Below are 26,029 nucleotides of genomic sequence, written 5' to 3'. Positions count from 1 at the left end.
CCCCTATTTGTGATACGGATGTCCCTGGATCACAGTCCAGGCACGGTAGAGCTGTTCAGCCAGCAGCACCCGCACCAGCGGGTGGGGCAGGGTCAGGGCCGAGAGAGACCATTTCTGATCGGCCAGGGCAACACAACGGCTGTCGAGGCCGTCCGGACCACCCACCAGCAAAGAGACATTGCGTCCATCCATGCGCCAGTGTTCCAGCTGATCGGCCAGCTGTTCGGTGGACCAGCTCTTGCCGCCCACCTCCAGCGCAATCACCCGATCCCCTTTGGGGATCGCCGCCAGCATCTGGTCACCTTCGAGCTTCTTGGCCCGAGCGACATCGCTGTTCTTGCCGCGATGCCCCAGCGGCAATTCAACCAGCTCCAGCTGCATATCCTGCGGTAACCGCTTGGCATATTCGTTATAGCCGTCGGTTACCCAGCGCGGCATCTTGCCGCCGATGGCGATCAGGCGCACTCTCATCGGGTTTACTGAACCTCGCTCTCGGTCTCGTCGATACTCCAGAGGCGTTCAAGGTCGTAGAAGCTGCGTGCATCCGGCATCATCACATGTACCACCAGGTCACCCAGGTCAACCAGGATCCAGTCGCCCACCTGCTGACCTTCAACACCCATTGGCTGCACGCCCGCTTTTTTAACCTTCTCTGCCACGTCCTGAGCAGTTGAGACCACGTGACGGGAGGAAGTTCCGCTCGCGATGATCATATAGTCGGTAATAGAGGACTTACCGCGCACATCCAGCAGGGTAATGTCTTTGGCTTTCATGTCTTCCAGAATGCTGGAAACCAGTTCGATCAGTTTTTCTGTCTGCATCTTCTCAGTTCAATTGGTTGTATAACCGTAGAGGTTATTGTCTTGTATATACGCCCATACCGGATCGGGAATTAGGTAACGGGGCGAGTAGCCATCGGTGACCAGCTGGCGCACCTGGGTGGCTGAAATGCCTAACGGCGTCATCTCATGGATCAGGACATGCCCGGCGGGTTTACTCAGCAGCGTCGCCGTGTCATGCACCCGGTTGGCCCGGGTAAAGCCTTGCATGGTTTCATCGGGCTCAAAGTGATAGCCCGGACGTGCCACCACGATGATGTGGGCATAGTCCAGAAACTCGAGCCACTGGTGCCAGCCTGGCAGCGTCAGATACGCATCCATCCCCATCACCATGCAGATCGGCATGGTTTCCCCCAACTCCTCACGTAAGCCCTGCAGGGTCAGCAAAGTGTAGGAGGGTTTATCCGAGGTCACTTCGCGGGCATCCGCCCGCAGCGAAGGCTCATCCGCGACAGCCGCGTCCACCATCGCCAGGCGCTGCTCCGACGTACAACCCGGCGCATCTCGGTGCACCGGTTGTTTCGACGGAATCAGACTGACTTGGGGCACATCCAGCCACTGCTGGATCTCGAGCGCGGTACGCAGGTGGCCGTTATGGACGGGATCAAAAGTCCCGCCCATAAAAACAAACGCCTGGTTCACCAGAGACTCCACTTACTTGCGGATATGACCGTCGCCAAGGACCACGTATTTTTCGGACGTCAGGCCATCCAGACCCACCGGGCCACGGGCATGGATCTTATCGGTGGAGATACCGATCTCGGCACCCAGACCGTATTCGAAACCATCCGCAAAACGGGTGGACGCGTTCACCATCACCGAGCTGGAATCCACCTCCAGCAGGAACGCGCGGGACTTGGTGTAGTTCTCGGTGATAATCGCATCGGTGTGATGAGAGCCGTACTTGTTGATGTGACGGATCGCTTCCGCCATATCCTCAACCAGCTTGATCGACAGGATCGGTGCCAGGTACTCGGTGGACCAGTCCTCTTCAACCGCTTCGTTGATGTACGGTAGCAGCTCCCGGGTTGCTTCACAGCCGCGCAGCTCAACACCGATCGCCTGGTAGCGCTCCGCCAGCTCCGGCAGCACTTCAGCCGCAATGGCCTTGTTCACCAGCAGGGTTTCCATGGTGTTGCAGGTACCGTAGCGGTGGGTTTTGGCGTTGATCGCCACGTTAACCGCCTTGGCCTTATCCGCATCACTATCGATGTAGACGTGGCAGATACCATCCAGGTGCTTGATCACGGTGACCTTGGCATCACGGCTGATGCGCTCGATCAGGCCCTTGCCGCCGCGCGGTACGATCACATCCACATATTCCGGCATGGTGATCAGTTGACCCACGGCCGCACGGTCGGTGGTTTCAACCACCTGTACCGCACTTTCCGGTAGACCGGCAGATTTCAGACCCGCCTTGATGCACTCAGCCACCGCCTGGTTGGAATTGATCGCCTCGGAACCACCACGCAGGATGGTTGCATTGCCGGACTTCAGACACAGGCTCGCCGCTTCCACGGTCACATTCGGACGGGATTCGTAGATGATGCCGATCACACCCAGTGGCACGCGCATCTTACCCACCTGGATACCGGTTGGACGGTAGTTCAGGTCAGTGATGGCACCTACGGGATCGGGTAGACCTGCCACCTGACGCAAACCTTCAATCATGGTATCGATACGTGCGGGAGTCAGTTCCAGACGATCCAGCATGGCATCGTCCAGACCGTTGGCACGGCCGTTTTCCAGATCTTTCAGGTTTGCTGCGTGCAGCGCTTCACGGCTGCTATCGATAGCATCAGCCATCGCCAGCAGCGCTGTATTCTTGGTGCCTGTGGAGGCTTTTGCAATCAAACGAGCTGCGTCGCGTGCCTGCTGGCCCAGCTCGATCATGTACTCTTCTACATTCATGAAGTTATCTTCCCGATCAGTAATCGCCCCATTATAGCGCCGTGAGAGTTCCGGGTCATGGCTACTCTTCGCGGAATTGAATTAACCCTTCCCGAAATCTCCTGCTATGATTGAACGTTTGTCGCTTGCAGAGGCCTAATGAACCCGGCTTCGCGGCCGAAACGAGGTGATAAGGAGATAAAACCCCGTTTGTAACTGGTTAAATGGAACCGCCGTCAGCGGAACCTTTTCTATATTTTGATTTTCAGTATCTGATTCAAGCCATATTAACGTGAGCACGGACAACCGCCCCGCCATTTTCTCAGCCAGATCCCTGTCGCTGATTGCCGCCGTAGTGTTTCTCGGCAGCCTGCTGCTGGGTGGCGGGTATTTATGGTTCGCCTCCAACCAGCAGGCCGAAGCGGAAACACGCCGTCTGGGACACTCACTGGCCAAACAGACCACCTTCCTGATCCGCCCCCTGATACTGGCCGACGACCGCATCAGCACCAACTACCTGCTGCAGGAACTGGCTGAGCTGGAACATGTGACTGGTCTGCAGCTTACCGACGCCCAGGACCAGGTCATTGCCCGCGCAGGTGAAAATGAAGGGATCAATATCCAACGTCAGATGATGCAACAGGAACGCCGCATCGGCACCCTGACTCTCTGGCTTGCCCCCAAACCCCTGCAGCAAGTGATGCAACGCCAGCTGTTGCTTGGCCTGTTGATCGCCCTGATCAGCGCCAGCCTGACGGCCATTGTGCTGTGGTACCGTTGCCGGGCAACCGACACCGCCGTGCCGCTTACGCAGAACGAAGTAGTCGAGGACTACCCCGCCGACGAGCCGGATACAGCCCCGGAAACCACGGCAGAAGCGACAGCAAACCACGATCTGGTTGAGTTGCTTCGCCCTGAACCTGCACAACCCGCACCACAGTTAACACCTGACCACTCTGCAAAAGCAGAAGAAGAGCCAGCCACCGACGAACACATAGCGCCTGCTACCGAAGCGGATGCACCTGCGATAGAGCTGGAGGAACAACCGCTCAATCAAAAGACCGAAAAAGCAGCAGCCAAAGAGAATCCGCTGCGTCGCCGCGGCCGTGACGAAGAACAACTGACGCTGTACTCCTTTGAGCACGAGATGGAGCTGATGCTAACACCGGACGATGCGGCCTATCTGCTGTATATCGATGCCACCAGCGCCCACGCCGAATACGCCGATGCGGCAGAACGCGATGAGCTGCTCGCGATCTACGCCCAGCTGGCAGCTCAGGTTGCACATATCTACAGCGGACAGTTGGAAACGCTGAAAAATGGGGATCTACAGATCAACTTTGCCGCGCCGGTCGAGAAAGATGCCCACGGCATCAACGCACTCTGCGCAGGCCTGCTGTTCGTATTGTTATACAAAGGCTTCAATAAACAGCGTATCGGGCAGTTCCAGCCGGTTATGAACCTGCACATTGCTTTGGTGCGTGGCCAAAAGGGCAAACCAGCAATCCTGCAGGAGGAATCCCGCTTCCTGACCCGTACCACGCAGAGTAACGAGCTGATCAGCCACACCGCCCTGACCGAAGCACCGGATATCAAGCGGGCGCTGCTGAAAGATGCGGACATCCGCCGCGAAGATGAGGACAAGGTACTTATCCACAAGGTAGAAAAACGCTACCAGACACTGTTTGAGAAGCAGTGCAACCACCTGCTGACCAAACTGAAACAACAGGCTGAAAGCACCCACTAAAACGGCTAACGCCATCCTAACCGATCATCGCACCGTTTTTGCCACTCCTTTTCACCACATACATGCGTGTATCGGCTTCGCGCAACAGAGTATCCACATCGTCGCCGTGATCCGGGCCGATCGCCCCACCTACAGAACAGCTCACTCGCAAATTATCAACGATGTGGTCAAAGGGGTCATTCAGCACATCCAGAATACGGGACGCAAGCTGGTCTTTTGCCTTGAGCACATCACGCCCAAAGATCAGGATGGCAAACTCGTCACCACCGATACGCGCGACCAGATCTTCTTCGCGCAGAATGCTGTCCAGACGACAGGCAATCTCAGTCAGGACCTTGTCACCGACCGGGTGACCATGCTCATCATTGATCCGTTTGAAGTCATCCACATCCACGTAAAGCACTGCCAGTTTTTCCCGGCTTTCCCGGGCGGAGTCCAGAGCGGCCGCGGCTGCTTCCTGGAAGGCTTGCCGGTTGGGAATCTGGGTTAAAGAGCATCGGTACGCCAGATCACGGTACTGCTCGCTGCGCCGATGCGCCTGCTGGGCTTCCTGCTCCCGTGCCAGCAATTGCTGCTGCATCTCGCGCCGGGCCAGGATATTTTCCACCAGGCGTTCCAGCAGCCCCATATGTCCATGCGCCCAGAAGCCGATGATCGGTACCGCCAGCAATCCCATCAACAAAACGTTGATCAGAAAATTAAACTCCGACTGGATCCGCTCGGCGGCCCCCGCGTTGTAAGCATCATAAGCACGCTGTAATACAGCCAGTGCTTCAATTGCAGTCCTGTCGCTGATCTCTACCCGCTTCTCCAGAATGGCAGGCTGAACACCCTCCACGACGCCCAGCTCGGCACTGCGTACGGATGCCATATAAGCCTCAAAGGTTTTTCGGATGGTGCGCAGCGCAACCTGCTCTTTCATGGTCAGCTCAAGACGACTGTATGAATTGAGGGCATTGCGCGTTTCATCGATATCCAGCGCAAGCCGGTCGAGATAGGTTTGGTCCTGACGTAAGACGTAGTTTTTGTAGTGGTGGATAAAACCACCGTAGCCAACAGCACGATGAATGCGCGCCAACGCATCTCCGCGGGCACTGGTTTCATAACTGTAATCGACCCAGCTTTGCCTGAGCTTCACCAGGTTGTAGAGGAGCGATCCGCCCAGTGTAAGCATTGCTGTGGCCAACAATGTTGCCAGCAACGCCGTCCGCTTTTTGTATCGCTGATTGAGTAAATGCCCTTCCATTGGCGCTCTTTCAAATCCCTTTTCGTCATCTGTGATTGGTTATTCGAACAGCAAAGGTATTCGGTTTACTTGCGGCTCAGTTAATCCAGCCTAGACCAAAACGGGCAGGTTTCAACCTGCCCGTTTTTACAATGCGGCTAACACCTTTTAAGGCGCCCGCCTGGCTTATTCAGCGCTGATCACTTCCAATCGATCAACCCGCTGATAACCCCGTGGCAGTTTGTTACCCCGTCGTCCACGCTCACCCCGGTAGTGCTCGAGATCACTGCCCTTAAGCTTGTGGTGCTGGCGGCCGGAATGCACCACCAGCATGTCATCCGGATTAAACGCAGTCAGCGCAACCAGAATTTCCTCACGGGCAGCAGCACGGGCAGAAGGGATGTTGATAATCTTGTTGCCCTTGCCACGTGCCAACTCCGGCAGTTCCGCCACTGGGAAGATCAGCATCCGGCCCTCGTTGGTCACCGCAGCCAGCAGCATGTCCGCGGTATTCTCCAGCTGCTGCGGCGTCACCACTTTCGCCCCCTTCGGCAACGTCAGCACCGCTTTACCATTCTTGGTCTTGGAGGTCAGGTCGGCCAATTTGGCGACAAAGCCATAGCCCGCATCGCTGGCCAGCAATACCCGATCAGAATCCTTACCCGCTACAGCCGCATCGATGGTGGCGCCTTTTGGCAAGGTAATCTTACCGGTCACCGGCTCACCCTGGCCCCTTGCCGATGGCAGGGTATGGGTATCCAGCGTGTAACTGCGCCCGGTTGAATCCAGCAGCAACGTTGGCTGGTTGGTGCGCCCCTTACAGGCCAGCTTGAAGCCGTCACCCGACTTGTAATTCAGGCCCACGGCATCCACATCGTGGCCCTTGGCAGCACGAATCCAGCCCTGCTTGGAGATCACCACAGTGACCGGATCGGAAGAGAGCAGGTCTTTTTCACTGAAAGCCTGTGCTTCGTCACGCTCAACAATCGGGGAACGACGCTCATCACCGTATTCTTCCACGGCTTCGGTGATCTCTTCCTTGATCAGCTTACGCATCAGGCTGTCTGATCCGAGGATCGCTTCCAGCTGTTTGCGCTCCTCTTCCAGCTCGTCCTGCTCACCACGAATCTTGAACTCTTCCAGTTTCGCCAGGTGACGCAGTTTCAGATCCAGAATGGCGTTGGCCTGGATATCGGTCAGGCCAAAGCGGTTCATCAGTTCCTGCTTCGGATCGTCCTCGTTACGGATGATCGCAATTACCTCGTCGATGTTGAGGTAGGCCACCATCAAACCTTCGAGGATGTGCAGACGATCCAGCACTTTCTGCAAACGGTGCTGCAAACGACGGGTTACGATCTGGGTACGCCAGCCCAGCCACTCGCCCAGGATCATGCGCAGGTTCTTCACCTGCGGTTTGCCATCCACACCGATCATGTTCAGGTTCACACGGTAGGTGCGCTCCAGATCGGTGGAGGCAAACAGGTGCGCCATCAATTGCTCGATATCCACACGGTTGGAGCGCGGCACGATCACCAGACGGGTTGGATTTTCGTGATCGGATTCATCGCGCAGGTCGCTGACCATTGGCAGCTTCTTCTGCTGCATCTGCTGGGCGATCTGCTCCAACACTTTCGCGCCAGATGTCTGGTACGGCAGTGCGGTGATCACAATTTCGCCCTGCTCTTTTTCATAGACGGCACGCATACGCACCGAACCACGCCCCGTAGAGTAGAGCTTACGCAGCTCGTGGCGCGGCGTGATGATCTCTGCCGCCGTTGGCATATCCGGCCCCGGCACAATCTGGCACAAGTCTTCCAGCGTGGCTTCCGGGTTATCCAACAGATGGATACAGGCATTGCCCACTTCCCGCAGGTTATGCGGTGGGATATCCGTGGCCATACCCACGGCGATACCGGTGCCGCCGTTCAGCAACACGTTTGGCAAACGAGCCGGTAGTACAGCAGGTTCGTTCAGGGTTCCGTCAAAGTTTGGAATCCAGTCAACGGTGCCCTGTCCCACTTCACGCAGCAGGACCTGCGAATAACGCGCCAGGCGCGATTCGGTATAACGCATCGCCGCAAAGGATTTAGGATCATCCTGGGAGCCCCAGTTACCCTGGCCGTCGACCAGCGGGTAGCGGTAGCTGAACGGCTGTGCCATCAACACCATCGCCTCGTAGGCGGCAGAGTCACCGTGCGGGTGGAATTTACCCAGCACGTCACCCACCGTACGGGCCGATTTTTTGAATTTAGCCGTGGCGCTCAGGCCCAGCTCGGACATGGCGTACACAATACGGCGTTGAACCGGTTTCATGCCGTCGCCAATATGCGGCAGGGCACGGTCCAGGATCACGTACATGGAGTAATCCAGATACGCTTTCTCGGTAAAGTCTCGCAGCGCAATGCGCTCACCACCCTCGGTAAACGTGGTTTCTACGCTCATCAGGATTCCTTAATTGTTCTCTGCAAGGGTGGTTACACCACCCTTCAACTGTTCTTCCAGCTTCAGTTACAGCCGGTGGTGACCAATGTCACCTGATACGGGTTTGGCGCTGCGGCATCAGCATCCGCCTCCTGGTACTGCACGTAACAGCCGTTGTTGCTGTTGTTGTAGCCGATCCGCACGCGGTTATTTGTGCTGGTGTCGACCGCCAGTCCGGAGGAGAGCTGAAGCTCCAGCAGATCCATGATGTCGGCGTGACCTGCGGTACTGACCCGCGCTTCGGGGTAACCGTATTTCAGCTCCACGGTCATCCCTTCGATCACCACATCGCTGTCGTTACGGGCCTGGTTCTGGACACTTTTCAACACGGCTTCCGCATGCACCAGGTTGGCGATGGAGTGCAACTTGCCCTCCAGGTGCTCCAGCACCGCTTGTCGGGCATTGTTGCCAATATCGAGAAAACGTGGCAGCGCCACCGCCGCCAGAACACCCAACAATGCAATGACGATCACCAGTTCAACGATGGTAAAGCCGCGTACCGGTCGCATCACCTTACACCTCCGCGAGGTTTCCTTTGGTCTCAAGCCAGCTCTTACGGTCGCTGGAGCGCTTCTTGGCCAGCAACATATCCATGGTTTCATTGGTGCCGTCACCCGGTTCAACCATCAGCTGCACGAGGCGACGTGTGTCGGGCGCCATGGTAGTTTCACGCAGCTGTAATGGGTTCATCTCGCCCAGTCCCTTAAAGCGTTGTACGCCGATCTTGGCATTCTTACGCTCGGCACGAATACGGTCGATGATGCCGTCACGCTCGCCGTCATCCAGGGCGTAGTACACCTCTTTCGCCACATCGATACGGTACAGCGGTGGCATCGCCACATAGACGTGTCCTGCTGCCACCAATGGACGGAAGTGGCGCACAAACAGGGCGCAAAGCAGGGTGGCGATGTGCATGCCGTCGGAATCCGCATCGGCAAGGATACAGATCTTGCCGTAACGCAGGCCATCCAGGTTATCGGAGCCCGGATCAACACCAATGGCCACCGAAATATCGTGGATCTCCTGAGAACCCATGGTATCCGGAGATTCCACTTCCCAAGTGTTGAGGATCTTACCGCGCAGCGGCAGGATCGCCTGGAACTCACGCTCACGTGCCTGTTTGGCAGAACCACCTGCGGAGTCCCCCTCCACCAGGAACAGCTCAGACTGGGTTGCGTCAGCACCGGAACAGTCAGCCAGCTTACCCGGCAGGGCAGGCCCCTGGGTAACCTTCTTACGCACCACCTTCTTGTTGGAGCGCTGGCGACGCTGGGCGTTGGAGATCACCATCTCCGCCAACTTCTCGCCCTCTTCCACATGGCGGTTCAGCCACAGAGAGAAGGCATCCTTGATAGCACCGGTAATGAACGCCGCCACATGACGGGAGGAGAGGCGTTCCTTGGTCTGACCGGCGAACTGCGGGTCGCGCATCTTCGCGGAGAGCACATAGGCACATTTGTCCCAGATATCATCAGCGGTCAGTTTGACGCCACGGGGCAACAGGTTGCGGAATTCACAGAACTCCCGCATTGCATCCAACAGGCCGGAACGCATACCGTTAACGTGGGTACCACCTTGTGCGGTTGGGATCAGGTTGACGTAGCTTTCACAGGTCAGCTCGCCGCCTTCCGGCAGCCACTGCACCGCCCACTCAACGGCATCCTCTTCACCCTGCAGTGAGCCGGAGAACGGCTCCGCCGGCAAGGTTTCATAGACCTGGGTGGTGCCCTGCAGGTAGGCGGTCAGACCATCTTCATAGCACCACTCATCTTTCTCTTTCTCGGCGCCGGTCAGGTTGGTAAAGGTCACTTTGAGCCCAGGACACAGCACGGCCTTGGCGCGCAGCATATGCTTGAGGCGAGTCACGCTGAACTTCGGTGAGTCGAAGTACTTAGGGTTAGGGGAGAAGCGCACCGTGGTACCGGTATTGCGTTTACCGCAGGTATCGACCACTTCCAGATCCGATACTTTCTCACCGTCGGCAAAACCGATGCGGTATACCTGACCGTCACGTTTAACGGTCACCTCCAGCAGGCGGGACAGGGCATTCACGACTGATACACCTACCCCGTGTAAACCACCGGAGTAGTTGTAGTTGTCGTTGTTGAACTTACCACCGGCGTGCAGCTTGCAGAGAATCAGCTCTACACCACTCACCCCCTGCTCCGGGTGAATATCCACCGGCATGCCGCGGCCATCATCGCTACAGGAGATGGACTGGTCTTTATGCAGGACAACATCAATCTGCTTGGCATGACCGGCCAGGGCCTCGTCCACGGAGTTATCAATTACTTCCTGGGCCAGGTGGTTCGGACGATCGGTTTCGGTATACATACCGGGACGGCGCCGTACCGGCTCCAGTCCGCTGAGGACTTCAATCGCATCAGCTGTATATTGTTTCGTCATCTATTAAATCCTTAGCGACGTGACGACTAACTAAGAGGGTTCGCGGACGGCAATTCAACACGCCCCTGGCTAAACGCCAGTATCGCGGGAATCAGATCCTGGAAGCGGTCAAACCCATGGCTTCCACCCGGCTGTACAAACTGCGGAGACAGCGCAAACTTATCCACCGCTTCACGGTAATCCAGCGTTTCGTCAGCCGTTTGTGTCAGCAGCAGGTAGCGGGACGGATCGTGAATCTGCTCACAGTCGATCTCCAGCAACTGCTGCAAATGATCCCGGGTTAGCACGTAGTGCTCGTGGGTATAGAGGTTTTCGTTCTCTCCCAGCCAGTCTTCCAGCAACGCATAGGGCCGCACGGCAGGGTTTACCAATACTACCCGGACGTGGCTGTATTTTTCCGCCAGCCAGGTGCTGTAGTACCCTCCCAGGGAACTGCCGATCAGTGTAACCGGGCGATCCGCAGCTGCTTCAATCAGCGTTTCCAGTTGTTTAATTGCTTGCGCCGGCCAGTGAGAGAGTTCCGGTACTTCATAATCAACGTCGATCTGAGCCTCACCCAGATACTGCCCCATCAACTGCGCCTTGATAGACGACGGCGAGCTGTTAAAGCCATGCACGTAGATAAACAGAGGTGTCTGCATCAATACTCCTCAAACCTCGAGCTCATATCTTATCGGCCTGAACTGAGAATAATGCAGTATCAGGATTGAAGAGACGTTACCCGACCGCTGACGGCCGTGCAACCGGGACTACAGCCGGACGACGTTTGCGTTGATCTGACCGCTGTCTGTAAGCTGATAGACGGCATAGGCCGGCCCCGTTTTCTGCGGATCATCCTCCAGCACTACACTATCACTGCACGCTTTGTATTGGGGCGCCACAGCAGGCGAAGAGAATAGCCGGATACCCTGTTCAGACAGATCCCACGCCTGATGCACATGCCCAAACAACACACAACGAACAGCCTGAGACATGGAGAGACAGCGCCAGAACGCATCCGCATTGCCCAACGATATTGGGTCCTGCCAGCCACTGCCCAGATGAATCGGGTTGTGGTGTACCAGCACCATCAGATGCGCGTCCTCTGAGTTATTCAGGGTATCTTGCAGGAAATCCAGTTCAGACTGCGCCAAGCTGCCCCCACCCAAACCGTCAGCATGGGCGGTGGAATCCAGCAACACCAGTCGCCAGCCTGCTAGATCAATGATTTTGCGGTTGAGTGCTGCTGTACCGTACTGGCGCATCTGTTTCGGATCATCATGATTTCCAGGTAACCAGACAGCTGGCAGGTTCAGTTCATCGAGCTGTTTCACCAGACGCTGATAAGCCACCGGTCCGCAGTGATGCACCAGGTCACCGGTCAGCACCAGCAGATCGGCATTGGAATGATAACGTTGGATATGCTTGAAAACAGTCAACCAGCGCTGCTCGATCACAGCACCCTGCATTTTTTCGGCAGGATCGGCCTGCAGGTGCAGATCCGTTACCTGAATCAATTTCAGCATTGTGGATCAGCCTTCTGTTCAGCCGACAAAGACAGGTTCCATCACATGACCGTGACTGATGCAGTGGGTGAGCCATTCACCGAGGTATTCGTTGAGCTGAATCTTCTCGTCCGGGTGGCGCATGCATTTGTTGGGGTAGGTGTACGCACCTGCAAGCTGCTTGTGGCGAGAACACACCACTTCTGCCGTACTGGCGTCGTGGTACAAACGCACCACCAGCTCGGGCGCAAACAGCCACGGTGAATCGTGATCATGCTGCTGGCTTACTTTCACAGTAGTGGTATAGGTGAAACGCTCCTCTACCTCCAGACGCAAGCTGGCCTGATGATCTGGCCAAGCCACCTGGTAACAGCGCTCGTCGACGTTATCCAAGTCCGGCATCAGCTTCATCAGACGCATATAGTTGGCTTCACACTGAGCCATCTGTTTGCGTAGATCAGGGATGTATTTACGTTTCATCAGCTACCTAACGCGCCCTCTGGAGCGCTGTTTATTGGACCAACGTTATCTTAACGCAATTGAGTACAAGGGGATATCGGCCCCACTTTCTGACAGGATACCAGATAGACGGGGGCCGCTGAGATGAATTTGATAGGATCAGGAAACCTTGATGAAGCTGATTTCGATAAAGAAGTCACCGTAATCGGTCTCAAACGGCAGAATGATGGTCGGTCCACTGGAGGAGTGTTCAATCTTGTGGTCTTTGCCACTCACCATGACTGGCACAGCCATATCAAAATCAAAACCTTTTTCCGCCAGTAGCGCCTTCGCCCCACCCGTGGCCATATTGGTCAACTCACCCACCATGTCGGTGACGGTTTCGTTAACGTTGGAAACTTCCTCACCTAACATCCGTTTGGTGATTGCATAGATGACCGGCTCGGAAAACGACACTGCAAATGAGCCCTTAAGTTGCTCCCCTGCCATACCGATAATGCCGGTCACAGCGCCGAGAGCAGTAGCGCTTTTTTTCACTGCGGGCTGCCCTGGTCGAGACTCAATCTGAGCCATCGTAGAGAGCACATTGGTCATCGATGTAAGAAATGGATTAATAAATTCTGCCTTCATCATCGTCCGTTCACCGTCATTGCAGATCTTGCAAATACCCTCTACAAAACTTTTGAAACCTGTCGTTTCAGCGTAAAGTCCATTTCGTATAGAAAGCGGTTTTTACCAACACCTTGAATCCTACGCATTTCAGCTTTACGTCAGCCAGCGCTGATTCAGATCATCCCGATTCAGTTGTAACCACTGTAGGGCGATGATCGACGGTGCGTTGTCGATTCGACCTTCCGCGACCATCTCAAAAACCTGTTTGCATGGCAACACTTGGACACGAATATCCTCTCCCTCTGTTTCCAGCCCGTGAACGCCTCCCATTTGGGCGCTATCCACACGTGCACAATAGAGCGAGATCCACTCATTGGTGCCCCCAGGGCTGACCAGATAGCGGGTGATCGGTACCAATTCGGTCAGGGTTGCCCCTGCTTCCTCATCCGCTTCACGGTGAGCAACTTCTTCACAGGTTTCCCCCTGCTCAACGATGCCTGCCACCAGCTCCAACAACCAGGGACTGCGTGGGTGGTCGAGCGCCCCCACACGAAACTGCTCAATCATCACCACAGACTCTTTGGCAGGATCGTATAACAGCACACATACGGCCTCACCACGAACAAAGAGTTCGCGGGTAATTTCTACCCTGCCGCCCGCAAAACAAGCATGGCTGAGATGTAACTTGTGCATCTCGAAAAATCCGTCATACACCACATCGCAGGAGTGTATCTCTACATCGGAATGATCAAACATCTGGACCCACACAAAGATTCAAATTGGCACCATAACCTACTGAAAATTCGAAAAAATATAGCATCGATAGTGCACTGCACCGAAGATTGATTATAATCATTAAACATATACATAGAATATTTAACTATAGACAACCATCCCACTTTTATTGGTAGAGGTTTGACGCAATGCGTCCACTGGTCAACACCTTCCCCCTTGCGCAGTGGCTGCAGAGCTACCAACGCAGCACATTCATCAGCGATCTGCTGGCGGGTGTGATCGTGGCCATTATGCTGGTGCCACAGGGGATGGCGTACGCCTTCCTGGCCGGCCTGCCACCACAATACGGTCTTTATGCCAGCATTCTGCCGCTGATGTTATATGCCTTACTCGGCAGCAGTCGCTCTCTCGCCGTTGGCCCTGTGGCCATTGTTTCCTTGTTGGTCGGCTCGACTATAGGCCAGTTTGCAGAACAGGGCACCGACACCTACATCAATGCGGCGGTTAACCTCTCTCTGTTAGTGGGCATCCTATTGCTGCTACTACGCGCCCTACAGCTGGGCTCGATCGTTAACTTTATAAGCCACTCGGTGACTTCCGGTTTTACCAGTGCCGCTGCGCTGATGATCGCAGTCAGCCAGATTAAATATTTCAGCGGTCTGGATATTCCCCGAGAACTGCATATCTGGGAAGTGTTTGGCTTCCTGGCGAATCACACCAACGAGATCAGCCAAATTACCTTGCTGGTAGGTTTCACCTCGCTGTTTGTATTGTGGTTCACCAAAGGCAAACTTTGCTGTTTACTGCAGTCGCTGCGCATCCCTACCTGGATTGCACAGCCCATCTGCAAAGCAGGTCCCATGTTCGCCCTTATTGTCGGCAGCCTGATGGTCTGGGGCTGGCAGCTGGACACTAACGCAGGGGTCTCCACAGTAGGCTCAATCCCTACCGGGTTGCCGGACCTGTGTGCGATCAGGATTGATATTGCTCTCTGGCAAGACCTCTTTGTGCCTGCGCTTTTGATCGCCCTGATCGGTTTCTTAGAGAGTGTATCCGTGGGGACCGTATTGGCCAGCAAACGCCGGGAGCGGATTGATCCCAATAAGGAGCTGATCGCTCTGGGGGTCGCCAATCTGGGTTCGGCCATCTCGGGCACCTACCCTGTCGCCGGCGGTTTTGGCCGCTCTATGGTAAACCACAGCGCAGGCGCCCAGACCACGATCGCCTCCCTGATCTCTGCATTCCTTGTACTTCTGAGCCTGCTGTTCCTGACACCACTTTTCTATTATCTGCCTAAAGCCACGTTAGGCGCAGTGATTGTGATGGCGGTTATACCATTGATCGATTTTTCCTCCTTCCGGCAGTGTTGGCGGTTCAACAAGGCCGATGCTCTGACACTGCTGGCCACCTTTGTGCTGGTATTGGTGCTGGGAGTAGAACTCGGCATTCTCTCCGGCATCGGCATCTCCATCGCCCTGTTGTTGTACCGGTCCAGCCAACCGCACATTGCAGTCGTCGGCCGCGTGGGTAACAGCGAGCATTTCCGCAACATCGAACGCCATGATGTAACCACCTATAACGATACGCTCGCGCTGCGTATTGATGAGAGCCTGTATTTCGCCAACACCCGTTATGTGGAAGAGTTTGTGCTTGCCCAGTGTGTTGAACAAAAGAGCCTGCGGCACGTGGTGCTGATCTGTAATGCGGTGAATTTTATCGATGCCAGCGCACTGGAGACGCTGGAAAACCTAGTGTTCAAATTGCGCGATGAGGAGATCACCCTGCACCTGGCAGAAGTAAAAGGTCCGGTGATGGATCAGCTGTTGAATACCGCATTTATCGAACACTTGGGTGAAGGACAGGTGTTCTTCACCACCGACCAAGCGATACGTGCTCTTTCAGGCAAGCAGCACACGACAGTCAACTGAGTGGATCGATGTGGTCATCCCGTCCGCGACGGCGGGATATAAACAGCGCGCTACCTGGCAGCGCCTTGGCTTCTTTTTTCGCCAGGGTCGCCAGCTCCGCTACCTCATTGTGTGAGTCACAACGACTGGCATCCGGATGCACAACACCAATGGCCAATCCCAGTAGTGGAAAAAAGGTCGGGTTACCATTACGGTCCAAAGCTTCGATCCCCTCTCGCTGCAGATCCTGCGGTGAGTAGAACGCCCGTACCTGGTCATCAAACTCGGAGATGATCCGATCACAACACTCCTGCCAGTCCGCACTGCGGAAGATCACCACAAAATCATCACCACCAATATGGCCGACAAAATTGTTGTTGCCTTGAGCATGGCGGTTAAGCAACTCGCCCATCAAGCGGATCACCTGGTCACCTTTGGAGTAACCGTAACAATCGTTGTACGGCTTGAAGTTGTTGAGATCGAAATAGGCCACCCGGAAATCAATCAGTTGGCGCAACAGCATATCGATCTCACGGTTTATCGGCACGTTACCGGGGAGCAAGGTCAGAGGGTTGGCATAACGGGCGTTACGGATCTTCAGCTCGGTAATGCGTTTCAGCAGGTCACGCACGCTACCCATGCCCAGATAGACGCCATCCTGGGTGATTATGATGTCTTGCTTCAAGGCAAACTCATCCTGATTGGTCACGATCTGGGACACTCGCGACAAAGTGGTACTGCTCTCAACCACAAGTACCTTCTGGCTAAGCATCTTGCGCACTGGCTTGTTTTCGTACAGCGCTCGTCCGTACTGAGTCGAGAACATCTCCAGCAATTCGCTCTTCAGAACAACACCAATCGGCTTACCGTCGACCAACACCGGGATAGTCGTTAGTTCAGGATTCTGCCGAAACAATTTGCTGACATATCCGATCTTGTCATCGGGATCCAGGGTGGGTGATGAGCGCAAGAGACTGAATGCGGTATCACCGCTATCCATTACTTTTACCGCGCTGGTATCCAGTTGGTCGACCAGGATAAAACTCTTATCCACTTCTGCTTTTGGTGCGGAGGTGGGTCGCCCTAGGAAGTACCCCTGCCCGATATTCACACCCAGCTGCTGCAGGGCGCGTAACTCCTCCATTCGCTCCACCCCCTCCCCGATCACCATACAGTGCATTGCCTGGGCGATATTGCAGATGGAGCGTACAAACTCTTTTTTCACCGGATCGCGATCAACAGACGAGATAAAGTGCATGTCAATTTTGACGTATTCAGGGCGCAACTCATTCCAGAGCTTAAGGCCAGAATAACCGCTACCCAGATCATCGATGGCAATCGCAAAACCCATCTTGCGATAGTGCTCTACAGCGGCGACAGTTAGACCATAGTTGTCAAAAGGATGTTGTTCAGACAGCTCTATCACAATATCCGACATCGGGATATCGAGCTCTTTGAGCAGCTCCTCAGTGAAGCCTTCCTGATGCTTATCCGATCCCAACAACGAGGCGCTGATGTTTAGAAACAGTTTTGATCCGGGACGCAGTTCAGCGTAATTTTCCAACGTACCCTTACGATATGCTAGCTCAAGCTCTAGTTCAAGACCGCACTCTATAGCGGTACGAAACAGGGCGTCGGGATACTGTAATGGGCTGAAATACGGGCCGCGAATGAGGACTTAAAAGCCTATTAGCCCGCCACGACGGAGGTCGACTATGGGTTGGAAGTGAGTAACGAATCGAGCGTTCTTCAACAATGCTGTAAGTTCAACGATAGAGTCACGAGTTATCCCCAATCCAGAAGCAGCCATCATAAAACCCAGTTTCAATAAAAATCCACGTGGTAATATAAAACATAATAATGAATATTACGTTAAGGAATCACACCTAGGAAAAAATTTTGATGCATGCTCGATCTAATTTATTCACCTTGTACAATATGTGAATCTATAATACGCTGAAGCTTCTGAATACGCTTATCTAAAAGGTAAACCGCCTCATATACAGAAATCATTTGTCCGTCAAAAACAACAACCCCCTCACCCTTCATATAAAAACTTTTTTCGTCGACTCCTATATCATCAATAAAACCCAAAGCGTTTCGCTGCTCCAAAAAGACAAGCTGATCTTTCATATAGCTGACCTGTTTTAGAAAGTGCTCGGTGATACTACCGTGTTGAATAGGAGCAGTTTCCGCTCTAGTTGGGCAAGGCTTCACCGCTTTTAGCCCATATGATATTTGATCTACAACGTCCGATTTCGAACACCGAGCTAGATACTTTTCCTCCTCTGACAGCGAATCATATCGTGAAAAGTAATAAAAATTTATATATGTAGTTTCAAACTCAACACCAACTTCTGAATTCGCGGAATAACGAAGTCCCCATTGGGGACAAGCGGGCGTCGCATAGTAAGAAGCATCCAATGCCACACACTCGAAAGAAGACGAAAAAAAACGAAATGTGTGTTCATTAAAGCAAATCAAGTTGTTATGAAACGGATTTGCTAGGTTAGCTCCCGAATTGAAATATGGCACTGTTACAAAGAAAACCCCCTCATCCTTAAGGACCCTATAGACCTCTTCCAATACATTAATAAACCCCTCTACCGTGAGGTGCTCCAAACAATGAGAGGAGTAAACAAAGTCGAAGGTATTGTCATCAAATGGAAATTTATCCGTATTCAAGTCGACTACGTAGTCTGCGTCGGACATAGCAGAAAAATCCAACCCGATAGATCCCGGTAGTTTTTTTTGCCCACAACCGACATCCAGAGTCATAATTTCAACCATATATCACCTATTACAATCTCACAAAAAGTCTTTATAAACACGCAACGTATCGGACATAACGCGATCATTGGAAAATTCACGTTCGACAAGCGCTCGCGAGTTAATCCCATATTTTCGCGCCAATTCAGGGTCGTTTAAGATATTACAGATCGCTTCATATAGATCGGCAGGGCTATTAGTGTTGACTAAAATACCATTTGATTCGTGCACGACTATATCCCTACTACCTCTTACGTCACAGGAAACAAGCGGACGTCCACATGAAGCTGCTTCTATCAGTATTCTGGGAACGCCCTCTCCATATGAAGTCGGCAAAACCACCAGATCAACATTCCTCATGAGGGCAGCCATGTCTTCCACACGCCCTAACCAACGAATGAGCCCAAGTCTGTCATACTCAAGTACGTCATCTAATGGGATACAATCATGCGCGTCGGTATCTACAATACCGGCAACTAAAACGTTAAAAGGTTGCCCTTTGTCATCCGCTAGCCGCTTAGCTTCGACTAAATCATAAAAGCCTTTACTTTTAAGCAACCTAGCGGCAAAAAGCACACTTCTAGCGTTGGGGGGTGGGGAAACTGAATACTCACAAACATCAACTCCGGCGCCACGAATCGTGACTGATTTCGTCAAAGGGACAGCGTTAAGTTTCGCCAACAATTTACGATCTTCATCGTTCTCGAAAATAAATCTAACGTTAGGAGTTTTTGAGGATAATTTATAGCAAATGATTACGAACCGCCTAAAAAGGCGACTCAAACTGTCTGAGTTGGAGAATAACGCCCCCAATCCAGTGACGCTACAAATTAAGGGAATACTTAACAAGCGTGAAAGCAATCCGCCATAAACATTGGGCTTTACGGTAATTGTATGGACTATATCTGGCTTCAACGCCAAAACCAACCTACCCAATCTATAAACCGACCGAATCTCCTTTAAAAAAGAAAAAGATTTTCTATCAAGAGGATAATCATGACAAAAAAACCCTAAACTCACTAAATGTCGTTTGTTTTTATCTTCAGTAAACGATGCCGCAATATGAACCTCATAGCCCTCAGACTGCAACATATTAGCCCTATCGAGCCAATGCAACATAAAATACCAATCTACATTTATGACAAGCAGACATTTCTTACTCACGAAATTCGATCCTTAACTTCGTTCAGCCCAGAAAGATATTCCTTATACGTCGACTTAATATCCACCACCACTCCGCCGCACTCCCTCCGCTCGAGACAGACTGCAGGTTCATCTTCCCGCTTTAACACCAGTTTCTTATTTACACCAAAAAACGCTATAAAGAATGCGGCGGCATTTTGTAACCTTTCGCCTGAAAACAAAGAATAAATCACCACCTGCGCGAGGATTTTAATAACCTTCGCGAACCTCCAATAGAGGGGAACTTCTCCATAAAAAGCTAAGGCAAGCAAGTTTCTATAGTACAAAAAATGCCTAAATGGACTATGATTAGACACTTTCTTCCCAAAAACAGACAAATATCCATTACCAATTGAGTGCTTCATCACTGCTTGATGGTCAACCATAATCTGGACACCCTGAGACTTTGCTCTTAAACAGTAGTCGACGTCAACACAATCTAAAAAAAACCTCTCGCGCATCGAGCCAATTATCGACCAAATCCTTTTACTTATGATCATTCCTGACCCAACAACGAAATCGACTGATGCATATTCTGTAGCATTTCGATAGATTCTACATTCTGACGCAACACCCTCTGGATTATACTCACTCGTAATCAATCGCTCCCGATCATATATTGACGGGGCGTAAATTGCAGGAACCTCAGTATATTTTTCTATCGAACGTTGAATAAAACCATCAGGAAGCTCACTATCCTGATCCATAATAACAATGAAATGAGCGCCCTCTTCAAAGGCAAAATCTATAACGGCGTTGAGCCCACAAACCCCAACGTTATGAGGACTTCTAATGACATGAACATTTGACATATCAAACTGTGGAGCCACAGATGAAGCGTTGTCATAAATGTACACAGTGTTCACTTGCTCGCGCGCTAACCTGACCGAACGCTCCAACAGACTATGATCGGGGTTGTACGATAAATAAACGGCAACGACTATCGGTTTCATTCGTAGTACGCCAAAAGATCTTCATCGATATTTAACTTCATCATATCTTGAATAAGCCTATCTTTAGGTGACCAAAAACTACAATACTCAACGCTATCGGACTCAACGTAGTAGTTCGCGTAGCAGGCAATATCTTTTTGCTTGCGGTTTTGACCAAGAGAACCGACATTTATGACATTCCCCCCACTGGAAAGACCAGTGCAAAACTGTATATGTGAATGTCCTATAAATATCGACTGACTTTCAACTGTCTGAAAAATCGTATTTGGGTATATATGACGCCCTTCAAGGGTGTGCGTAAATACCAAGCTCCTGGCGTTACGATCACCGTTATCGACAACTTTATTAGGAAATTTTTTTAATCGAGGATCCTCACTATATAGGCCATATGAGAAACTAAAAAAGCGCTTAGCCAGAGGGGAGCAACTTTCATGTGCTCTCCCTGAAATAAACATATCTTCGTGATTACCTCTAACAATGTTGTCTACTCCACACTTGCTTATAGCAAGTTCTATGCAAGCATTGCTGTGAGGCCCGTAACCTACCAAGTCGCCCAAACAAATAAATTTGTCAGAACTTTCTCTCTCGAAAAGAGATTCCAGTGAATATATGTCACCATGAATATCACTAAAAATCGTAATTTTCATTAGAAATAAATCTCTTCATAATAACGAATAAACTGTTTTCCTAGCTGAGGACTGAATTTTTTATACGGCTGGTTAAGCACTATATTGTAAAAATAGGCCTCTACGGAGTTGAACCCCATCTGTGACTTCGGGGCTTCCGTAGAACTTAGTCTACCGTTAATTTCGAAAAGGTGAGGCTTATCTCCTGCTAGCCTGAGCTGCACATTGATATGACCATATTTGAAGCCTGCGTATTTTGAGAACGCCAAAGCGACGCTAGAAAGATACTCTGAAATAGTTTTATCTTCGACGACCACCCCATATAAAGACGCCCCATCTTCAGTAAGCTCACGATCGAGTATAATGCTACTAACTTCACCACTGTACTTATCCAAATACACGCCGCATGTATACTCATTCCCCTCAATAAAGTCTTGTACGACAGCGTGCTTAATTCCTAGTTCGACATACTTATCAAGCGCTGTTTCCAAGTCCTTTGAATTATCACATTTAAATATGTTTCTAGATGCAGAACTAGAATTAGGCTTCAAGATACAGGGATAAAAGCCAATCTCGCGCTCAACAGTTCCACCAGTAACTCTTACTGTTTCCGGTGCTGGGATATCCATTTTACGTATAACGTCAACCGTAGTAGCCTTATCCAAGCAGCTTTCTGCAGTGAGGCTAGAAGGGCATGCGACAATATCGTTGAGCTCTTTATACGTACTTAGAGCTGAAAGCTCATGCTGCGTTCCTGGATATATAATATTTACCGAATGTTCCATCACAATATGCTGAATAAAGCCAAGATATTCCGGATCAGTTGCAAATGGACAAATCAAGGTCTCAAAGCTACTGAATTTACCACCTAGCGTGTCACTAAAATTAAATCCAGCCGCCACTTCCAGACTATTCAGCACGATGAGATTAATGTGATCGGAAAAATCCGATTCTGAAAGTGCTTTTATAATACTCTGCCCCATTACGGAGCCCGCACCTGTTACAACTACGACGTACTTCTTAGCCATTTTTAGTCTTCCTTAATACTGCAAACATAGTGTTCAAGCGCTTCTTCCATGTCGAAGCGGTAAGAATACCCAGAAACTTTCGATTGACACATAGTTCTTACGTCAAACAAATCAGCTTTTACCTCATCGCCATTCAACAAACGCTTAAAGTCTCGGATATAGATATTTTCAGCCAATTTGGACAGACTCATTGGCGTTTTATGGCAGAGATTATAAATCTCCCCTTGGTGCTCGAAATCACCAACAATAAAATCTAATATATTACAAAGCTCATCAATATATATATAACTTCTCACCTTAAAGCTTTTTGAGCTTAAATTAAAAACCGTTCCATTTTTCAACGAATTCTCAATAGCCCTAAAAAAATTACCATGTCGCTGCCCAGCGCCGAACACATCAGCTATCCTAATAACTGTGTACTCACGGCTTTCAAGGCCTGCGCACATAGATTCACCGATAAACTTAGACAAAGAGTAACCACCATCAGGGCGTGCTTCGTCACCAACTTTACAATTTAATTTTAACGGATAAACATTATTCGTAGATGAATATACTAACTTCAGCCCGTTTTTTGCCACAGTCTCTATAACGTTGGCGTCTAATATAATATTAGCTGAAAGTGTAGAAACTGAGTCAGCACCCAGATCTGCTCGAGCAGCCAGGTGTAGAAGCGTTGTGCCGGCAGGCACATTACTCAGATTTACTACTCTACCTGGACGCTGACTAATAAATTTAGACCCAATATATCCCCTATATCCTGACACGCATACAGGGCTATCATCCAAAAGAAAAACGTCAATCATAAACGCTTGAACCTGTTTATTTTATAGAATGAATATTTCATATACACTTTATATTTCAGGCGAGAAAGAAAACTATGCGTTACAAAGTATGCAAAACGTAGTTTCGACAGCACTACATCACGCCATAATGGAAATAAAGTATCCTCCGCATATTTAACGCCACGCATAAGATCCCGCAGAAATTTAACCGACTTGTAAAAAACATATCGCAGGCCACGTCGATGCAATAAAGGAATGCTATATAGTTTTATGTCAGTCGGGATCGAACTTTGAACAGTGCCATTTAAAAAGGCACCACGCTCCCTAGAATTCACCAACCAAAGAACCACGCCAGAATAAAGGTGCTTAGATGTATCCGGATCATCCAATTTAAATTGATCTTTATCACTTTCGAATAAAACAGAAACATTATCAAAATTGACAAATTCGCAGCGCTGAGGCAACAAAACTAGAACCTGCTTGCTAGGATCCATATTATCAAAAAGTTGAGAAAGCTCGCTGAATCCCTCATAGGTCAGTGCGTCTATTACTATATAATCAAAAATTTCGCATATATTGTTAAAGCACGCTTTATCATTTTCAATATCACCACTCAAAATCAAGTACGAAGCCAACCCCTTCGCCATCGACTTATCCATTTTATGTACAGTGCTAGCGGCATTTTCTACTAAGTGAAACGCGCCATGAATACCATCTTCAAAAAGCGCTTGCTTTGTCTTGTCACCTATATGCTTACCACCGTTTATAACGACAAGATCAACTCTAGACGAAAACTCTTTGTGACAAGCACCATTCCCCTTTGATACTTTCTGTTTTGATAAGGTTGTCAGTATATCTTCCCAATATTGAACAGCGCTTTCAAACCTATAGTTTAGACAAATATCTTCATGCGCATTTTCACAAATCTTAAGTCTAAGCCGCCTATCTTCAATGAGTGCTTTAATATTATCGTACCAACTATCAACGGTATTAAACGCAAGCATACCGTTAACACTTGGGACCACACACTGCTGATAAAGAGTAGTATTTGAATATACCCCGGCAACCCCACATCCTGAATATTCCCTATATTTATTATTGGTCTTTGAGTTATAGAAAACACTTTCACCTAGCGGGGCCAGCCCTATATCGTACCCTGTCTGATAGAAACGTCGAACAAACTCTTCATAATTTGCCAAAGGGGAATTGAACACGACGCCTTCCATGTTCTCAAGACATGTAAAAGGTTTTCTCCAGAAATGCAGTTCCACATCCCCTTTATACTCTATCATTATCCTTTCTAAGGCAGCCTCTAACGTTCGCTCTAGCTCAGGATCGTCCACCCTAGTCGTCGCAAATGCGATCTTTAATCTACCTTCGGCTTTTTTTTCAATACCTTCTAAGATAGAAAAATCAAAGTAACACTTTATAAAGTTAACATTTTCATTATATCTGAGTGCTTTTGTCTTAAGCTCTTCAGAATAAACGTTAACAAGATCCGCGCTTTTTATAAATTGCTCTAGAATTCTAATTGAAAATGGAGAGCGATGATAAGATGAAAGCGGATGCTTTTTGGGGAATTCAAAAAAGTTATCGTCGATATCATATATAACAGGCACTCCTGCACTTTTTAGCGTTCTAAATGCTAAGTAAGACCTTATATCCTGAGACCTGCAAAAAACCGCCACATCGGCCCATTCACATTGCTGACTAGAAATGTTACTAGGCCGAACCAACCTAAACGAAATTTTCGACCTATTGTTCAGCTCTATCAGTGGACGTACTATCCCTATTAGAAACGTTGGTATAAGTGCATCTGTCACTAACAACACATTACACTTTGCCATTTAGGTATTCCTCTAAAACTTCGGAGACTTTTCCATCCATTACGATATTTCCTTTATCTAACCAGATTGCTCTGTTGCAGAGCCGAAGTGCTAGCTCTGTGGAATGCGTAGCCATCACAATAATACTCCCTTTATCCAGCATCATTTCCATTCTTGCGTTAGCTTTTTCAGTGAACGATGCATCACCTGCCCCTACAATTTCATCTATAATCAGGATATCGGGTTCAATACTGGTAGCCACCGCAAATGCAAGACGAACAAACATACCGGACGAGTAGGTTTTAATTGGTTGGTTTATAAAATCCCCTAATTCAGCAAATTCAGCTATTGCATCTCTCTTATTTAATATTTCAGAACGCGTCATTCCTAAAAGCATTCCGCGAATTATAATATTCTCATAGCCAGTCATCTCCATCTCGAATCCTGTAGCAAAATCCAGAAGAGATGATATGTTACCTTCTACGGTGATGCTTCCGGAAAGCGGAGTAAGAATACCTGCTAGTGTTCTTAACAACGTTGATTTACCCGCACCATTTGAGCCGATCAAACAAATGCGGTCACCTTCTCGGATATCCAAGCTAATATTATTTAGAGCTTTATGCTCCTCAACTACAACCCTCTTTCCCTTTAAAGCTGAAAGTACCGTGGACTTTAATGATGTACTTTCACCGGTAATAAGTGGATACGAGACCTGCAATTGCTTAAGTCTAATGTGCTTATTCATCGCTTTCACAAGTAGTACGCTATTCGTTTTTCAAGCCTAGAAGACGCAATTTTACTAGAGACAATCGCAATCAATAGAACGACAAAAACAACCAAATAATCAATCAAGGGAGCAAAGGACTGGTCCACTATTGGAACTCTAACAATCTGAATAAACGAAGAGAGAGGGTTAAAATAGACTGCAAACCACAACCCTTTACTAAGTAACAACTCAGGCGGGTATATCACGGGCGTCAGTACAAAAAGCAGTTGAAAAACATTCGACAGCCCATGTGATAGATCTCTATATTTAGCACCCACTAGCCCGCAAAAAACAGAAACAAAAAAGCCTGTA

25 protein-coding genes are annotated in these 26,029 nt (G+C 50.3%); 2 read left to right on the top strand and 23 right to left on the bottom strand.

What is annotated here, in order from left to right:
* Positions 1-3 precede the first annotated feature (3 nt).
* From rlmH to ACEQ15_RS13330, 4 genes are read right to left on the bottom strand one after another with little or no spacing between them, the layout of a single operon-like run.
* Positions 4-471, bottom strand: coding sequence for a 23S rRNA (pseudouridine(1915)-N(3))-methyltransferase RlmH (rlmH, locus tag ACEQ15_RS13345; protein ID WP_370279690.1), 468 nt, complete (start codon positions 469-471; stop codon positions 4-6).
* Between the two features lie 5 nt (positions 472-476).
* On the bottom strand, positions 477-821 hold the full coding sequence (gene rsfS / locus ACEQ15_RS13340; protein ID WP_370279689.1) for a ribosome silencing factor: 345 nt from the start codon (positions 819-821) through the stop codon (positions 477-479).
* A 9-nt stretch (positions 822-830) separates the two neighbouring features.
* The gene (gene nadD, locus ACEQ15_RS13335) at positions 831-1,481 is read right to left on the bottom strand and encodes a nicotinate-nucleotide adenylyltransferase (protein ID WP_370279688.1); all 651 of its coding nucleotides are present in this window, start codon (positions 1,479-1,481) and stop codon (positions 831-833) included.
* Positions 1,482-1,493: 12 nt separating this feature from the next.
* On the bottom strand, positions 1,494-2,750 hold the full coding sequence (locus ACEQ15_RS13330) for a glutamate-5-semialdehyde dehydrogenase (RefSeq protein ID WP_370279687.1): 1,257 nt from the start codon (positions 2,748-2,750) through the stop codon (positions 1,494-1,496).
* Between the two features lie 271 nt (positions 2,751-3,021).
* Between ACEQ15_RS13330 and ACEQ15_RS13325 the strand changes: the two genes are divergently transcribed.
* The gene (locus tag ACEQ15_RS13325) at positions 3,022-4,476 is read left to right on the top strand and encodes a hypothetical protein (RefSeq protein WP_370279686.1); all 1,455 of its coding nucleotides are present in this window, start codon (positions 3,022-3,024) and stop codon (positions 4,474-4,476) included.
* Positions 4,477-4,492: 16 nt separating this feature from the next.
* On the opposite strand, the gene ACEQ15_RS13320 is transcribed toward ACEQ15_RS13325, so the two are convergent.
* The 9 genes from ACEQ15_RS13320 to ACEQ15_RS13280 form a co-directional block, all read right to left on the bottom strand.
* Complete coding sequence (locus ACEQ15_RS13320; protein WP_370279683.1) at positions 4,493-5,722, bottom strand: diguanylate cyclase domain-containing protein; 1,230 nt, start codon at positions 5,720-5,722, stop codon at positions 4,493-4,495.
* A gap of 165 nt (positions 5,723-5,887) precedes the next feature.
* Positions 5,888-8,143, bottom strand: coding sequence for a DNA topoisomerase IV subunit A (gene parC / locus ACEQ15_RS13315; protein ID WP_370279682.1), 2,256 nt, complete (start codon positions 8,141-8,143; stop codon positions 5,888-5,890).
* Between the two features lie 62 nt (positions 8,144-8,205).
* Complete coding sequence (locus ACEQ15_RS13310; protein WP_370279681.1) at positions 8,206-8,691, bottom strand: Tfp pilus assembly protein FimT/FimU; 486 nt, start codon at positions 8,689-8,691, stop codon at positions 8,206-8,208.
* A gap of 4 nt (positions 8,692-8,695) precedes the next feature.
* Positions 8,696-10,588: a DNA topoisomerase IV subunit B gene (gene parE, locus ACEQ15_RS13305; RefSeq protein WP_370279680.1), complete on the bottom strand. Its 1,893-nt coding sequence runs from the start codon at positions 10,586-10,588 to the stop codon at positions 8,696-8,698.
* Positions 10,589-10,614: 26 nt separating this feature from the next.
* Positions 10,615-11,229: a YqiA/YcfP family alpha/beta fold hydrolase gene (locus ACEQ15_RS13300; RefSeq protein WP_370279679.1), complete on the bottom strand. Its 615-nt coding sequence runs from the start codon at positions 11,227-11,229 to the stop codon at positions 10,615-10,617.
* Positions 11,230-11,337: 108 nt separating this feature from the next.
* Entirely contained in the window at positions 11,338-12,093 is a 756-nt protein-coding gene (locus ACEQ15_RS13295; RefSeq protein WP_370279678.1) for a metallophosphoesterase, read from the bottom strand.
* Between the two features lie 18 nt (positions 12,094-12,111).
* Complete coding sequence (locus ACEQ15_RS13290) at positions 12,112-12,552, bottom strand: DUF1249 domain-containing protein (RefSeq protein WP_370279677.1); 441 nt, start codon at positions 12,550-12,552, stop codon at positions 12,112-12,114.
* Between the two features lie 138 nt (positions 12,553-12,690).
* Positions 12,691-13,164 (bottom strand): chemotaxis protein CheX, encoded by a 474-nt coding sequence (locus tag ACEQ15_RS13285; RefSeq protein WP_370279676.1) that lies wholly within the window; start codon positions 13,162-13,164, stop codon positions 12,691-12,693.
* Positions 13,165-13,296: 132 nt separating this feature from the next.
* On the bottom strand, positions 13,297-13,899 hold the full coding sequence (locus ACEQ15_RS13280) for an NUDIX domain-containing protein (protein WP_370279674.1): 603 nt from the start codon (positions 13,897-13,899) through the stop codon (positions 13,297-13,299).
* A gap of 167 nt (positions 13,900-14,066) precedes the next feature.
* Here ACEQ15_RS13280 and ACEQ15_RS13275 point away from each other — a divergent pair, with 167 nt between their 5' ends.
* Positions 14,067-15,806, top strand: a complete 1,740-nt coding sequence (locus tag ACEQ15_RS13275; protein ID WP_370279673.1) for a SulP family inorganic anion transporter — start codon at positions 14,067-14,069, stop codon at positions 15,804-15,806.
* On the opposite strand, the gene ACEQ15_RS13270 is transcribed toward ACEQ15_RS13275, so the two are convergent.
* From ACEQ15_RS13270 to ACEQ15_RS13225, 10 genes are all read right to left on the bottom strand, one after another.
* Positions 15,799-17,415, bottom strand: a complete 1,617-nt coding sequence (locus ACEQ15_RS13270; protein WP_370279722.1) for a GGDEF domain-containing protein — start codon at positions 17,413-17,415, stop codon at positions 15,799-15,801. The genes ACEQ15_RS13275 and ACEQ15_RS13270 overlap by 8 nt on opposite strands.
* A 290-nt stretch (positions 17,416-17,705) precedes the next feature.
* Complete coding sequence (locus ACEQ15_RS13265) at positions 17,706-18,575, bottom strand: methyltransferase domain-containing protein (RefSeq protein ID WP_370279670.1); 870 nt, start codon at positions 18,573-18,575, stop codon at positions 17,706-17,708.
* An 18-nt stretch (positions 18,576-18,593) separates the two neighbouring features.
* Positions 18,594-19,718: a glycosyltransferase family 4 protein gene (locus ACEQ15_RS13260; RefSeq protein WP_370279669.1), complete on the bottom strand. Its 1,125-nt coding sequence runs from the start codon at positions 19,716-19,718 to the stop codon at positions 18,594-18,596.
* Complete coding sequence (locus ACEQ15_RS13255) at positions 19,715-20,689, bottom strand: glycosyltransferase (RefSeq protein WP_370279667.1); 975 nt, start codon at positions 20,687-20,689, stop codon at positions 19,715-19,717. Before ACEQ15_RS13255 ends, ACEQ15_RS13260 begins: the two co-directional genes overlap by 4 nt.
* Complete coding sequence (locus ACEQ15_RS13250; RefSeq protein WP_370279666.1) at positions 20,686-21,336, bottom strand: metallophosphoesterase; 651 nt, start codon at positions 21,334-21,336, stop codon at positions 20,686-20,688. The genes ACEQ15_RS13255 and ACEQ15_RS13250 overlap by 4 nt, the downstream gene beginning before the upstream one ends.
* Positions 21,336-22,343, bottom strand: a complete 1,008-nt coding sequence (locus ACEQ15_RS13245) for an ATP-grasp domain-containing protein (protein WP_370279665.1) — start codon at positions 22,341-22,343, stop codon at positions 21,336-21,338. Before ACEQ15_RS13245 ends, ACEQ15_RS13250 begins: the two co-directional genes overlap by 1 nt.
* Positions 22,344-22,345: 2 nt before the next feature.
* On the bottom strand, positions 22,346-23,146 hold the full coding sequence (locus ACEQ15_RS13240) for an NAD-dependent epimerase/dehydratase family protein (protein ID WP_370279664.1): 801 nt from the start codon (positions 23,144-23,146) through the stop codon (positions 22,346-22,348).
* A complete protein-coding gene (locus tag ACEQ15_RS13235; protein WP_370279663.1) occupies positions 23,143-24,972 on the bottom strand; it encodes a glycosyltransferase in 1,830 nt (609 codons plus the stop codon). Before ACEQ15_RS13235 ends, ACEQ15_RS13240 begins: the two co-directional genes overlap by 4 nt.
* Entirely contained in the window at positions 24,959-25,696 is a 738-nt protein-coding gene (locus ACEQ15_RS13230) for an ABC transporter ATP-binding protein (RefSeq protein ID WP_370279662.1), read from the bottom strand. The genes ACEQ15_RS13235 and ACEQ15_RS13230 overlap by 14 nt, the downstream gene beginning before the upstream one ends.
* 5 nt (positions 25,697-25,701) lie before the next feature.
* On the bottom strand, positions 25,702-26,029 hold a 328-nt coding region (locus tag ACEQ15_RS13225; RefSeq protein WP_370279661.1), incomplete at its 5' end, for a hypothetical protein.

The organism is Pontibacterium sp., from assembly GCF_964228735.1.
GTDB lineage: Bacteria > Pseudomonadota > Gammaproteobacteria > Pseudomonadales > Balneatricaceae > Pontibacterium.
This window is presented reverse-complemented; position numbering and strand designations above follow the sequence as displayed.

What these genes read in the sequence shown, in the direction of transcription:
- ACEQ15_RS13255 (WP_370279667.1), bottom strand. Translation starts at nt 20,689, where the DNA reads ATGAAACCGATAGTCGTTGCCGTTTATTTATCGTACAACCCCGATCAT.
- rsfS (WP_370279689.1), bottom strand. Translation starts at nt 821, where the DNA reads ATGCAGACAGAAAAACTGATCGAACTGGTTTCCAGCATTCTGGAAGAC.
- ACEQ15_RS13295 (WP_370279678.1), bottom strand. Translation starts at nt 12,093, where the DNA reads ATGCTGAAATTGATTCAGGTAACGGATCTGCACCTGCAGGCCGATCCT.
- ACEQ15_RS13235 (WP_370279663.1), bottom strand. Translation starts at nt 24,972, where the DNA reads ATGGCAAAGTGTAATGTGTTGTTAGTGACAGATGCACTTATACCAACG.
- parE (WP_370279680.1), bottom strand. Translation starts at nt 10,588, where the DNA reads ATGACGAAACAATATACAGCTGATGCGATTGAAGTCCTCAGCGGACTG.
- ACEQ15_RS13280 (WP_370279674.1), bottom strand. Translation starts at nt 13,899, where the DNA reads ATGTTTGATCATTCCGATGTAGAGATACACTCCTGCGATGTGGTGTAT.
- rlmH (WP_370279690.1), bottom strand. Translation starts at nt 471, where the DNA reads ATGAGAGTGCGCCTGATCGCCATCGGCGGCAAGATGCCGCGCTGGGTA.
- ACEQ15_RS13285 (WP_370279676.1), bottom strand. Translation starts at nt 13,164, where the DNA reads ATGATGAAGGCAGAATTTATTAATCCATTTCTTACATCGATGACCAAT.
- ACEQ15_RS13310 (WP_370279681.1), bottom strand. Translation starts at nt 8,691, where the DNA reads ATGCGACCGGTACGCGGCTTTACCATCGTTGAACTGGTGATCGTCATT.
- parC (WP_370279682.1), bottom strand. Translation starts at nt 8,143, where the DNA reads ATGAGCGTAGAAACCACGTTTACCGAGGGTGGTGAGCGCATTGCGCTG.
- ACEQ15_RS13230 (WP_370279662.1), bottom strand. Translation starts at nt 25,696, where the DNA reads ATGAATAAGCACATTAGACTTAAGCAATTGCAGGTCTCGTATCCACTT.
- ACEQ15_RS13330 (WP_370279687.1), bottom strand. Translation starts at nt 2,750, where the DNA reads ATGAATGTAGAAGAGTACATGATCGAGCTGGGCCAGCAGGCACGCGAC.
- ACEQ15_RS13265 (WP_370279670.1), bottom strand. Translation starts at nt 18,575, where the DNA reads ATGGTTGAAATTATGACTCTGGATGTCGGTTGTGGGCAAAAAAAACTA.
- ACEQ15_RS13320 (WP_370279683.1), bottom strand. Translation starts at nt 5,722, where the DNA reads ATGGAAGGGCATTTACTCAATCAGCGATACAAAAAGCGGACGGCGTTG.
- ACEQ15_RS13240 (WP_370279664.1), bottom strand. Translation starts at nt 23,146, where the DNA reads ATGATTGACGTTTTTCTTTTGGATGATAGCCCTGTATGCGTGTCAGGA.
- ACEQ15_RS13245 (WP_370279665.1), bottom strand. Translation starts at nt 22,343, where the DNA reads ATGGCTAAGAAGTACGTCGTAGTTGTAACAGGTGCGGGCTCCGTAATG.
- ACEQ15_RS13250 (WP_370279666.1), bottom strand. Translation starts at nt 21,336, where the DNA reads ATGAAAATTACGATTTTTAGTGATATTCATGGTGACATATATTCACTG.
- ACEQ15_RS13290 (WP_370279677.1), bottom strand. Translation starts at nt 12,552, where the DNA reads ATGAAACGTAAATACATCCCTGATCTACGCAAACAGATGGCTCAGTGT.
- ACEQ15_RS13300 (WP_370279679.1), bottom strand. Translation starts at nt 11,229, where the DNA reads ATGCAGACACCTCTGTTTATCTACGTGCATGGCTTTAACAGCTCGCCG.
- ACEQ15_RS13275 (WP_370279673.1), top strand. Translation starts at nt 14,067, where the DNA reads ATGCGTCCACTGGTCAACACCTTCCCCCTTGCGCAGTGGCTGCAGAGC.